Source organism: Consotaella salsifontis (assembly GCF_900167365.1).
GTDB classification, from domain to species: domain Bacteria; phylum Pseudomonadota; class Alphaproteobacteria; order Rhizobiales; family Rhizobiaceae; genus Consotaella; species Consotaella salsifontis.
The window spans coordinates 1-12081 of record NZ_FUXL01000025.1 but is presented as its reverse complement, the minus strand read 5'-3'; the positions used below and the strand labels follow the sequence as shown (position 1 = coordinate 12081).

Genomic DNA, 12081 nt, shown 5'->3' with positions numbered 1-12081 from the left:
GATCTTAGCTAGTGGAAAAGTACCCCGCCCGCATGACCAGGAGGGAGCTGTTTGCAGCTCTGGCTGGCGTCGCTTTGCTATTTCCTCCACAGGCCGCCACTGCACACAGCTACAAGCTCGGCGATATCGCCGTCGGCCATGTCTGGGCGTCTCAGCCCGAGAGCGGCGGGGGCGTCGCGGTGTATGGGCCAATCTTGAACCAGGGAGATGCGGCGGTCCAGCTAATCGATGCTTCAACTCCGGTTGCCGAAGACGTGCGCATCCGAACGGCGGCGGACGGAGAGGAGCGCTGGTCCGATACGATCGATCTCGAGCCCGGCAAGCCTCTCGCATTGGCGCCTTGGCGCCAACATCTCTGGCTGAGCGGCCTGAAACGTGAGCTGAAGGAAGGCGACGCGTTCGACCTGACCCTCGATTTCGGAGGTGCAGGGTCGTTGACAATGCAGGTCGAGATCGAGCCGGGTGGTGGCAATTGATCCACGAGCTCCCGCCCCGCACCGAACGGCAATTCCCCACGATTGCGGACGTTTTGATGACAGCCTCGGGAATGCTCTTCCCGGCGCTTGGCCAAATCGGCTGAGCTTTTAACAACCCTTGCGGAGAAAGCTTGCGGCATGCTGCGGCTCGGACTTCCCATCGCGCTTTTCTGGTTCGTTGTCGATCAGGCGACGAAATGGTGGATCCTGAACCACGTTATGGATCCTCCTCGCGTGATCCCGATCACCGGCTTCTTCAACCTTGTCCTCGGACGCAACACGGGTGTGAGCTTCGGCCTCTTCGGCGACGCACCCCCTTGGGTTCTGATGGCCTTTGCGCTCGCGATAGCGGCCGTGATGGTCGTCTGGATGGCGCGTGCCGAAAGTCGGCTGACGGCGATTGGCCTCGGGCTCATCATCGGGGGTGCAATGGGTAATGTTCTCGATCGGCTGCGCCTTGGCGGTGTGACGGACTTTCTGGACTTTTATATCGGGCAGTGGCACTGGCCATCGTTCAACATGGCGGACGTGGGCATCGTCTGCGGCGTCGGGCTTCTGCTGCTGGACAGCTTTCTGCCAAGCAAGCGAGCCGAGCCTTCTCGGACGTAACGAGGCGCGGGCCGGTGCTCCATCTCAGCCGCAAGACCGACGTCTGGCCCCGGACACGGGATCGCAGGGCCGCTTACAGCGCACCCTCGCTGGCGTTGCGATGCGTGCTGGCGGCTAGCCTCGGTGGGTTCGCCGCGCTTTCGCTTGCGCCGTTCTTTCTTACGCCGCTCCTCTTCGTCGCCTTTGCCGGTCTCTTCCGGCTGGTCGATCAGACCCGAACTTGGCGCGGCGCATTGCTTGCGGGATGGCTTTTCGGGCTCGCCCATTTCCTGGTCGGCCTCAGCTGGATCGCCGAAAGCTTCTATGTCGATGCCGAACAGTTCGGTGCCCTCGCAATTCCCGCTGTGGCTGCCCTCAGCGCATTCCTGGCGTTCTTCCCGGCTGCGGCCTGTGGTGTGGCGAAATCGATCAGCGTCACCGGCTGGAGGTTGCTCCTTGCATTCGCCGTCTCCTGGACCGCTGCCGAATGGCTACGGGGACATGTCCTCACGGGCTTCCCGTGGAATCTGATCGGCTATGCCTGGGGCGTTGCCGACGAGCCGCTCCAAGCGGCTTCGGTCATCGGCATCTACGGTCTTAGCTTCCTGACCGTCCTTCTGGCCGCAGCACCGGGGCTCTGCCTTCGCGAAGCTGCCCCTCCGGGTCTGCGCCGCTGGGCCCCGCTCGTCATTGCAGCCGTGGGTGTTCTTGCGTTGTGGGGCTTCGGCGCCGTGCGCCTCGCGGGGCCGACGGCCGCAGATGTGCCCGGTGTGCGCTTGCGCATCGTGCAGGCCAGCATTCCGCAGACCATGAAATGGGACCCCCGCGAGAGCCAGAGCATTCTCGACCACTATCTAGCCCTCAGCGCACGACCGGCCCCGGTTCAACCGACCCATATCATCTGGCCGGAGACTGCCGTCCCCTACCTAATTGCCGAAGACGCAAGCATCCGTAATGCGATGGCGGCGGTGGTTCCGTCTGGAGGCGCGCTCCTGAGCGGAGCCGTCCGCCGCGTAGCGGATTTCGAAGAGCGTCCGGCCCTGCTCAACAGCCTCCTGGCTCTCGATCCCTCCGGCGACATCATCTCAGCGTACGACAAAGTCCGACTGGTGCCGTTTGGTGAATATACCCCGCTTCGCCAGGTCCTGCCGCTGCAGAAGCTGACAGAGGGCAGCATCGATTATGTCCCGGGCGATGCACGCACCGTGCTTGCCGTGCCCGGTTTGCCGCCAGCCGGCCCGATGATCTGCTATGAGGCGATCTTCCCAAGCGCCGCGTGGCGGGGAGGGCAGCCCCAGTGGCTCCTCAACGTCACGAACGATGCCTGGTTCGGCACCTCGTCCGGCCCTTACCAGCACTTCCTTGCAGCACGCGTGCGGGCGATCGAGGAGGGGCTGCCGCTCGTGCGCGCGGCGAACACCGGGATTTCAGCCGTCACAGATGCCTATGGACGCATCAGGCACTCGCTGCCGCTGGGCGCGGTCGGGATTATCGATGCAGCCCTTCCTGCCGCTTTGGGCGGCCAGACGCTGTACGCCTTCTTTGGAGATGCGCCGCTCGCCCTGACCATGCTGCTCAGTCTCGGACTTATTGCCGTCAGTCGGCGGCGCGAGGCAACTGCGCCGCAGCCTCCGTAAGATCCATCCAGCCGATAGCACAGATCCCGTCTGTCATGCCCATCGAGTTGCGAGGATGCTTCGTGAACGCAGCAGAGCAAAAAGACCAAAAAAACATCATTGATCTCGACTCCGTTCAACGTAGGCGGAAGGTAGCGCTCCGGATTGCGGTGATTCTGGTTCTTGGAATCCTGCCAATCATGCAATCGACTTGGCCCGTTGAGAGGACCACCCACGAGACAGTCGAGATTATCAGTCTGATCCTGATCTCAATTGCAGTTCTCGGCCGGGTGTGGTGCACCCTCTACATTGGAGGGAGGAAAGTGCAAGAGATTGTCGACACCGGCCCCTACTCGATCAGCCGAAATCCCCTCTACATGTTCAACTTTCTCGGTGCCGTCGGCGTCGGTGCCCAGACCGGAAGCATGTTGGCTGGGCCGCTATTTGCGCTGGCGACTTTCCTGATATTTTTTCCGGTAATCCTAAGCGAAGAAAAGGCGCTTCTGAGAAAGTTCGGCGAAGCATTCGAAACCTATAGGCAACGTGTCCCGCGCTTTGGCCCAAGCCTGAGGGGGTGGCGGGACATGGAAGCGGTCCTCATACGGCCCCCATTGCTCTGGCGTACTCTTCGTGACGGTTTGGTGTTCTTCCTTGTTGTTCCTGCCTTCGAGTTGATCGACTGGTTGCAGGTTCTAGGATTTGTCACCCCGCTTTTCCATCTGCCCTGATGAGGCGCCGACGATTTCAAAAGCCTTGAAAAGACCTTCAGCACCCGGGCGATCATGACATGGAGAACATGGTGGATGGGTGCATCGATCAAGAACACGCTGGAGCTTTGGTTTGGGCGGCGTCGTTGCGTGACGTGAAGGCGCGGATGCGGCTTTGTGCGCTCGGTCGGGGTGACGCTCGTGGAGCTGTTCGCCGGTCTCTTCATCATCCGTCAGCTCGCCTGAGATAGGACGATTCCATGCCCTTCCACCCCTCCGGAACCCGGTTTGTCCAGTTAGCCCGAAAAGAAATCGGACCTCTTGCAGCGCTACTGGTAGCCGCAGCCCTCATTCTATCCTTCAGTTATCTTGCGATGGAGGTGCTGGAGGGAGATACGGCCGCGTTCGATCGTGCCTTTATCCTCGCCCTGCGCACAAGTGGTAGTCTCGCAGACCCGATCGGTCCCGCCTGGCTGGAAGAGATGGGTAGGGATGCGACTGCTCTCGGCAGCTACGCGTTTCTAGGTTTCGTGTTCTTCTCCACACTTGGTTACCTCATCTTGCTGCGCAAGCGTTCGGCCGCCGTCCTCATGACGGTAGCGGTGCTCGGTGGCGCCGTCCTCAGCATGATCTTCAAGCTCGGCCTCGATCGTGCCCGACCCGATCTTCCCCATGCCGCACGGGTTTTCACCGCCAGCTTTCCGAGCGGCCACACGACGCTCTCTACCGTCACCTTCCTGACCCTCGGGGCGCTCCTGACGCGTGTCCACGCCGAGCGTCGCTTCAAGATCTACTTCATGACCCTCGCCGTGATCCTGACTATCTCCGTCGGCCTCAGCCGACTCTATCTCGGCGTCCATTATCCGACCGACGTGCTCGCCGGATGGTCCCTCGGTGCGGCCTGGGCCATCTTGTGCTGGATGGTGGCGTTGTGGCTTCAGCATCAGGGCGAGATTGAACTACCGAGCGAGTCGCATCCCGGCCAGCCCTTCGAGGAGTCCCCATGAAGACCGCTCTCGCTTGCTAGCAATTTTGTGCGCTCACGTCGGCGACGTCGGCACGCTCTCAGCGGTATTCGCCACGATCGGGTGAAAAACCTCAATTCCGATTTTGCCACCTTCATTTGCACCATCGCCACCTGATCGCTTCGGCGCGCTTCTGGCAGCGACTGAGCAGTTCGAGCCGCCTGGCTCCTCATCGAGCGGAGTTATGCACTCTTCTTTCTCTCTGGCTTGGCGACGGACGGTTCGTGGAACCGGATCGTGGCGCAGATCGTCGTGGTCGATCAGATCCTCGTAACCAGTGCCACGGCGAACACCCATTGGCGATCAGCGTGTGCACATCATGCAACTTCCGTGCCGTCGAGCGCCGTCCGTGAAGCAAGCGCAAAACCGATCCACGCCGGACAGCATTAACCCGCTCGATCAGTTCAGCATCACTCGACGTATCAGCCGCGAATGATATATTGTCCTGCACGATCAGGGAAGATAGCCATGAGTGTGAGAGCTTCAACGGAGGATGGGGCGCGCTAATCACCAGCTTCGTGATCTGGCTACTCCAGAGTTCCCGGCGCCAGGACGCATTGCATGAATGAGCTTGGACAACGGAAACATACAGATTGCAGCTCCGCTTCCTGCCGAAGAATCGAGTATGAGTTATGAGCAATTTGCCCCACGACAGTTCCAATTCATCAGAACAGAGCGAACGAAAGGCGCTTAGATGGGTTCTTGCGATCAATATTGCTCAAGTCGCCATTGCAGGAGGATTAGGATGGTGGGCACAGTCAACAGGGCTGATGGGTTCTGCTCTCGATAATCTTGGTGATGCATGTGTCTACGCCATCAGCCTCTTCGTCGTGGGTCGTGGTCTATTAGCGAAGGTTCGAGTTGCGCGATTGTCGGGTATCCTTCTGATTATATTCGCTGGTCTCCTTTTATTTGAGGTCGGCCGTCGGTTCTTCACCGGATCCGATCCAATAGGACCAGTCATGATTGTCGTAGCAATCGCGAACGCCCTGACGAACATGGTCTGCATGCGGTTGTTAAAATCTCATCGAAAAAGCGGCGTACATCTACAAGCCTCATGGATTTTCACGTCAAACGACATGCTCGTGAACGCCGCGATCGCTCTTTCGGGTCTTGCCGTAATTCTTTTCAATTCGCCTTATCCAGATTTGATCATTGGCTTGGGTGTGGTCGTCATCGTTGTCAGAAGCGGCTTTGAAATCCTTGAGAAAGCCAACGAGGCTGGAGCAATAGGAAACCCATCTTGACTAACTTGCACGCCTTACCCGTGACCCAAGCTTTACAGAAATCGACATTCTGGTGGTCGGTGCGGGACAGCCGGTTCCGCAGCCGGCAATCTGTTTGCAGCCGTGTATGCTGCCGATGGAGATCGGAGCATCTCGCTGATGTGGCGATCGTCAGCGGCGTCGGCCTTCTCCTGCTCGAAAGTGTATGGCCGAGAAACGAGATGAGGGTCCGAAAGGCTGACCCGAAATCCGTCCGATGAAGGCGCCTTGATGCCCCAGGTTCCCCGCGACAACAGGCCAGACGCAACGCTGGCACTCCTGGCTGACCCCTACAGGTTCATCTCGAAGCAGTGCCGTGCCTATGGATCGGACCTGTTCGAGACCCGGCTCATGCTTCGCAAGACAATCTGTATGACGGGGCCGGAGGCGGCCCGGCTGTTCTACGATCAGAGCCGGTTCATGCGGCAGGGCGCCATGATCGGGCGCATCCAAAAGACGCTGCTCGGAAAGGGCGGCGTACAAGGGCTGGACGACGAGGCCCACCGACACCGCAAGCAAATGTTCATGTCGCTGATGACCCCCGAGCGGATCGAAGGGTTGATGGCGACAACCGCGGAGGAATGGCAGGCACGCGCTCGCCTGTGGGCGCTGAGGGACGAGATCGTCCTATACGACGAGCTTCACGAACTTCTGACCCGAGCCGCCTGCGCCTGGGCCGGGGTGCCGCTTCCCGAGTCTCAGGTTCGACAGCGGACGCACGAGATCACCGCGCTGTTCGACGCCGCAGGATCAGTCGGCCCCGCGCACTGGCGGGCGCGTTGGGCGCGCAAGCGGGCCAATCGCTGGATCGAGAATATCGTCGGGCAGATCCGTTCAGGGCAAATCCGCCCGCCGGAAGGATCGGCTGCTTCGATCATTGCGGAGCACCGGGACTTGAACGGCGAGTTGCTGAGCCCGCACGTTGCCGCTGTGGAAGTCCTCAACGTGATCAGGCCGATCGTCGCCGTCGGCGTCTATGTCACCTTCGTCGCCCATGCCCTCCACCAGTTTCCTGAATGCCGGCGCAAGCTCGAAGCTGGCGACGACACGAGCTATACGGAAATGTTCGTCCAGGAGGTTCGGCGCTTCTACCCCTTCTTTCCCGCTGTCGCAGCGCTGGTGCGCGGCGACTTCGAGTGGAGGGGATACCGTTTCCCCGCCAGAAGACGCGTTATCCTAGACCTTTACGGGACAAACCACGACGCCAGGACGTGGGACGCGCCTGAGGTGTTTCAGCCAGAGCGATTTCGCGAATGGGACGGAAGCCCCTTCAGCCTCATTCCCCAGGGCGGCGGGAACCACGACGTGAACCACCGCTGCCCGGGCGAGTGGATCACGATCGGGCTCATGAAGCAGGCGGCGGACGTTCTGGCCAGGCGCATCAGATACGACGTGCCGGAGCAGGATCTTCAGGTTGATTATTCCAGGCTGCCAGCCTTGCCCCGAAGCCGGTTCATCATCTGCCGGGTGAGGGAGGCTACGAGCGCTCCTGCCTAGGCCGAGCCTCGCAGCTCATCACTGTCATTTAGTGAAGGCTCATTTTCAGCTATCGTTTTCTCACAATCCGCCCTCGAAAAAGCGCTTTAATGGCCGCACCTGACCCGAAAACACCCGCCTGCCGGCCCGACAAGAGCCCGGAAGCCATCGAGCGCCGGCGCCGTCTCCTTCAGGCCGCCATGCACGAGTCCGAGATGGAAGGAATCCGCGCCAGGGATCCGGAAACCGACTATCTCCAAGACGCATACATCGCCGGCGATATGACCACGGATGAGATGATCGCGGCGCTCGACAGGCACTATAAGCCACAGGTAAAGCGCAGCCACGAATCCCCCTGCGAAACCGCCGCGCGGCTTCGGGCTGAAATGGGGATCGAGCTGAAGGAGGGCGTGAGCAAACCCCTTCCCAAAGCTGCCTACGACGAAATGTGGGGCGAGGATCAATGCCCGTCGGCGCCGACAAGGGATTGAGCTGTCCGGCGTGGGCGGTCAGCCACGCCTATTTGCAGCTCCGTCCTCATCCATCGCCCATTCCTCCGAGCCTTCCAGCTCAGTCGCCAAGGCCTCGATCGCGTCGGCCTCGGCCTCCGTCATCTCCTCGATGCCGATCGCGGCCCGCACGCCATGATCGCAGCCGCAACGCGGGCAGACCAGCTCGCCATGCCATTCGGCATGACCGTCGAATCCGCACTCGTGACACTGAAACCGCGCCATACTCTCTCCTGGGCACCCGTCTAGCGGCCCGGCCTGACGTTGACGGTGCAGCTCTGCGCCTCGCCCGTTTCCCTGGCCTGGGCGCGACAGGCGTCCAGCGCCTCGCTGTTGCTGTCCGCCAGAGTCCATGCCTGGGCAATGAAGTTCCAGCTCTCGGGGCTCTCGGCTCCCATCATGCTCATGCCGGCGTTCCAGCGCGTGTCGCCCATCGTGAGCGCCGCCATGCGGGTGCCGATCGCTTCCGGCAGAACGCGGCCGAGAAGGGGAAACAGGACCAGACCGGCGACAACGCCGGCGGCGGCCGCCCCGATCAGCCACTTGCGCTGCTCGCCCCGGTCCCGGATCGTCTCTGCAGCCATGCTGAGCCTGTTGGCCGCATCCAGCACCCGGCGCTCAGCCTCGCGCATGTCGCTCTGGATCGGGCGGAAGATCTCCGAACGGGCATTGTGCATCTGTCGCCCGAACGCCTCCGGCGTGAGCTGCGCGCCCGTGTGCTTCTCCAGAGCGTCGATCCGCACCACGGCTGCGTGCAGGTTCTTGGCGATCTGGCCGAGCGTGGAGCTGTAGTCCGGCGCCCGCTGCCCTTCCAGCGCCGCCGGCAGCTCCTCCATCGCCTGCCGCATCACCGTCACCTCGGCCCGCAGACCCTCAAAGGCGCGCGTGGCGGGGTCCTGTGGCGGCACGCGGCCGCCGGCGTCTTCGTCCTGCCGCATGGGCCTCCTTTACCGTTCCATGCCGTAGTCCCGGCTCAAGCCGCGGCTTAATGTCCGCTCGATCGCTTGAGCGACGTTCGGCTCGCGGAGCACCCGATCCAGGCTCGACCCCTGCGTGATACCAAGCTTCTCGGCACTGGACCGCATCACCGCTTCAAGCTGAGGATTGCCCTTGATCTCTTGGGCAAGCCCTTTCATCTGCGCCTCGATCTGGCCGCGCGTCTTGTCCTGCCAGCCTGCCAGTGCCCCATGCGCCTGCTCCAGACGGCCCCATTCCGTCGCGATACGCTCGGCCTTCAGCTCGGGATTGTGGCCCAGCCGGACGCCTCGTTCGCGATCGATGCCGGCGACGAGCTGCGCGCCCTGCGCTTCGCCTGGTCGCTCCAGGGCATCGCGCCTGAGATGGGGATCGTGTTTCAGCGCCGAGGCAAGGTCCTGCGCCGCGCTCGGGCGCACCTTGTCGAGCGCGGCCGCGGCCCGATCCAGGGCTTCGCTCTGATGCGGCAGCACGGGGAGGTCCTGAGCGCGCATCCGCTCGGTGTCGGCCCATGCCCGGCCGTAACGCTCCGCCGCCTGGGAAAGGCGATCCGGCGCCTGCCGCATCGCCGGCGCGCGGCTCTGCTCAGGCTCGGGCTCGGGCTCGGGCTCGGGCTCGAACCGGACGCCGGCGAACATGCCCGGCTGATCGAGACGCCGATCGGCGGCTTGCCCGCGCTCGGCCGCGCTCTCGATGTGCTCGCCAGCACTGCGCTCGCCGGCGGCATGTTTGCCAAGCTGGAGACCGGCGAAGATGCCGCGCGGCGGCTCCTGCCCGGTCCTCTCCCTTTCCGGCGCCGCGGCCTCCCGCAAGACGCGCTCCGGCACCCGGATCTCGTTCTCCGGAGTGATGCCCCGCCGCTCGGCAAAGCTCGTCGGATAGTCGAGGGTGACATCCTTCGCCCGCTCACGGGCAAGCGTGCGCACGAGCTGGCGGTGGTCGGCCATGTCCTCACGGCCGTAATGCAGCTCCACCCCCTCGCGGTGCCGCGACAGCCCGACATAGGCCGCGTGCCGGTCCATATGGCCCGTCGCCAGCACATGCGCCCGGTCGACCGTGACGCCCTGCGCCTTGTGAACCGTCGCCGCATAGCCGTGGTCGATGTGGTCGTAATCGCGCAGCTCGAACGCCACCCGGCGCCCTTCCTCACCGTCCAGACGCACTGTGAGCTGTGCGGAAGCCTCCTTGCCTTCGCCCGCCCGTTCGATGCCCTCCACCGTGCCGAGCGTGCCGTTCTTCACCTCCATTGACCGCTCGTTGCGCAGGAACATCAGCCGATCGCCGGTCGCAAAGGATCGCTCGCCGCGCTCGGTCTGCATCGCATGATCCGCGCCCAGCTCGCCGGCGTCTTGCAGCTTGGACCGGGCGCCGGCGTTCAGCTCGCGCACGTCGGCCCGCGTATAGGCCAGGATCACCTGGGACTGGTCCGGCTGCGCCTGGCGCGCCTCGTTCCAGCGCTCCACCAGGGCCGTCCGAGCGTCCTCGCGCGTGGCATGGCCATGCACCATGCCGGCGGCCTCGTAGCGGTCGAGCGCCTGGCCCGTGCGCCCCGTCGCCAGCTCGCGCGTGGCGTCCCGCTGCCAGTCGACGCGCTGCCGGCGGATTTCCGTGATCTCGGCCGCCCCGTGCCGCTCGCTGAGCGCCCGGAACGCCGCTCCCGCCTCGATCGCCTGGAGCTGTTCGGGATCGCCCACGAGCACCACCTTGGCGCCGGCCTTTTCGGCGTGCTCAAGCACGCGCGCCATCTGCCGCGAGCCGATCATGCCGGCCTCGTCGATCACCAAGACGTCGCGGCTCGTCAGCTCGTCGCGGCCGCGCTCCCAGGCGTATTCGAGACTGGCAATCGTCCGGCTCGCGATGCCCGATCCGCCTTCCAGGCCCTCGGCCGCGATGCCCGACAGGGCCGCACCGCGAACGATATAGCCTTCCCGCTCCCATGCCTCGCGCGCCACCCCCAGCATGGCGCTCTTGCCCGTGCCGGCATAGCCGACGACAAGCGCCAGGCCCTGATCGCCCGTGACATGCGCCAGCGCCGCGACCTGATCCTGGCCGGGCACCATTCCCCGATCGTTCGCCGCATCCAGCGCGTGAGCGAGCGAGGCTCGGCTGACGCGATGCCCGCGACCATCGGCGAGGCTGTCGGCCGACTGCTCCATGCGCTGCTCGACAGCCATGATCTCGCGCGTGGTGAACCGCTCACGGCCGCGGCCGTCCTGCCCGAGCTGCACGATCTCCGGGCTCGACTCCACGCGGCTCATGACGGCCTGGAACTGATCGGCTCCGTCCGTCTGCCGATGCACGAACCGGGCGAGGTCCTGACGCGTGAATGTGGAGTGCTGATGCGTCAGCGAGCGCAGCGCGACCCCCGGCTCGGCGAGAAGACGTTCGCCGTTGCGGCGCGCGACGTCGCGATGCTCCTGCGCCCGCTCGGCATCCTCGCCGCGCGTCTCCCGGCGCATCCCCGCCGGTCCGATCTTGTGTTGCGGCTCCAGCTCGACACCCTGCGCGGCCAGCGTGCGGTGGTCGATCCGAACATCGTGCCCCAGCTCCGCGCAGCGCTGGTTGACGTGCTCGGCCCAGCGTTCTCGCCAGCCGGTCAGCTCCGGCGTGGCGTTCCACTCCCGCACCTTCTTGCCGAAGCCGTCCGGCCCCACTTCGCGCATGGTCAGCATGACGTGCGCGTGCGGCTTCGCTTGGCCCTCCGCGTCGAAGTCCCAATGCACATTGAGGTCCGCCACCATGCCGCGGTCGACGAACTCACGTTGAACGAAGTCGCGGGCGAGCTGCACGCCCTCTTCCCGGTTCAGCTCGCGCGGCAAGGCGAACTCCACCTCGCGGGCGAGCTGCGCATCCTTCCGTTTCTCCGTGGCTTCCACCTCGTTCCACAAGGCCGCGCGATCGGAAAGCCGCTCCGGCGCACCGTCTGGAGCCAAGATTTCGGAATGAACGACGCCGGTCTTGGCGGTGAAGTCGTGGGCGCGGCCAAGGCGCTCATCGTGCAGCTCCGACGCGGAGCGATAGGCAGCGGCCGCCACGGCGCTGCGGCCTGCGCCGCGCGAGATCACTTTGGCCGAGAAATGGTAGATCGCCATGCCGGCGCCGCGTCCCCCCGCAAATCACTCAGCAGCCTAGCTGCGATTTGCCTCAAAGGCCAGACCAGACCGCGCCGCCTAAGCGCACGTTGCGCAGCAACGTATAAGCGCGCACTCAAATCCTGACGGCTTTGAGTGACAGGCGCCGTGCCGGTGGCTAGGTTGGTGGCGAGTCGGGGACGTGATGACAGGAGGGACCATGCGGAGGCCACGCGATATCGATGCCGAGCTGAAGGCGCTTCAGGAGAAGGCCAAGAGCCTCAAGGCACGGCAAAGAACGCAGCTTGGCGAGCTGGTGATCGCGACTGGCGCTGATCAGCTCGACATGGAGACGCTGGCGGGTCTGCTACTT

General features: G+C 63.7%; 12 protein-coding genes. 9 read left to right on the top strand and 3 right to left on the bottom strand.

Annotation, left to right across the window (positions count from 1 at the left end; genetic code table 11):
* The first annotated feature begins 11 nt into the window (after positions 1-11).
* From B5D38_RS21050 to B5D38_RS21015, 8 genes are all read left to right on the top strand, one after another.
* Positions 12-476, top strand: coding sequence for a copper chaperone PCu(A)C (locus B5D38_RS21050; protein WP_131829986.1), 465 nt, complete (start codon positions 12-14; stop codon positions 474-476).
* Positions 477-614: 138 nt separating this feature from the next.
* Positions 615-1085, top strand: coding sequence for a signal peptidase II (gene lspA, locus B5D38_RS21045; RefSeq protein WP_078710416.1), 471 nt, complete (start codon positions 615-617; stop codon positions 1083-1085).
* 14 nt (positions 1086-1099) lie between these two features.
* On the top strand, positions 1100-2701 hold the full coding sequence (lnt, locus tag B5D38_RS21040) for an apolipoprotein N-acyltransferase (protein WP_245319443.1): 1602 nt from the start codon (positions 1100-1102) through the stop codon (positions 2699-2701).
* Positions 2702-2763: 62 nt separating this feature from the next.
* Complete coding sequence (locus tag B5D38_RS21035) at positions 2764-3408, top strand: methyltransferase family protein (protein ID WP_165690942.1); 645 nt, start codon at positions 2764-2766, stop codon at positions 3406-3408.
* A gap of 239 nt (positions 3409-3647) precedes the next feature.
* Complete coding sequence (locus B5D38_RS21030) at positions 3648-4394, top strand: phosphatase PAP2 family protein (RefSeq protein ID WP_078710414.1); 747 nt, start codon at positions 3648-3650, stop codon at positions 4392-4394.
* A 650-nt stretch (positions 4395-5044) separates the two neighbouring features.
* Positions 5045-5659, top strand: coding sequence for a cation efflux transmembrane domain-containing protein (locus B5D38_RS21025; protein WP_078710413.1), 615 nt, complete (start codon positions 5045-5047; stop codon positions 5657-5659).
* A gap of 249 nt (positions 5660-5908) precedes the next feature.
* Positions 5909-7174, top strand: coding sequence for a cytochrome P450 (locus B5D38_RS21020; protein WP_078710412.1), 1266 nt, complete (start codon positions 5909-5911; stop codon positions 7172-7174).
* A gap of 89 nt (positions 7175-7263) precedes the next feature.
* Positions 7264-7644 carry an antitoxin VbhA family protein gene (locus B5D38_RS21015; protein WP_078710411.1) on the top strand — a complete coding sequence of 127 codons (381 nt, stop codon included), beginning with the start codon at positions 7264-7266 and terminating at the stop codon, positions 7642-7644.
* Positions 7645-7662: 18 nt separating this feature from the next.
* Here B5D38_RS21015 and B5D38_RS21010 read toward each other — a convergent pair whose 3' ends face one another.
* Genes B5D38_RS21010 through traA form a run of 3 tightly spaced genes read right to left on the bottom strand, consistent with a single transcriptional unit; the run spans position 7663 to position 11729 of the window.
* Positions 7663-7887 carry a hypothetical protein gene (locus tag B5D38_RS21010; RefSeq protein ID WP_078710410.1) on the bottom strand — a complete coding sequence of 75 codons (225 nt, stop codon included), beginning with the start codon at positions 7885-7887 and terminating at the stop codon, positions 7663-7665.
* 20 nt (positions 7888-7907) lie between these two features.
* Entirely contained in the window at positions 7908-8600 is a 693-nt protein-coding gene (locus B5D38_RS21005) for a DUF6118 family protein (RefSeq protein ID WP_078710409.1), read from the bottom strand.
* 9 nt (positions 8601-8609) lie between these two features.
* Complete coding sequence (gene traA, locus B5D38_RS21000) at positions 8610-11729, bottom strand: Ti-type conjugative transfer relaxase TraA (protein WP_078710408.1); 3120 nt, start codon at positions 11727-11729, stop codon at positions 8610-8612.
* A 199-nt stretch (positions 11730-11928) separates the two neighbouring features.
* Here traA and B5D38_RS20995 point away from each other — a divergent pair.
* Positions 11929-12081: conjugal transfer protein TraD (locus B5D38_RS20995; RefSeq protein ID WP_165690941.1), on the top strand; the 153-nt coding region annotated here is incomplete at its 3' end.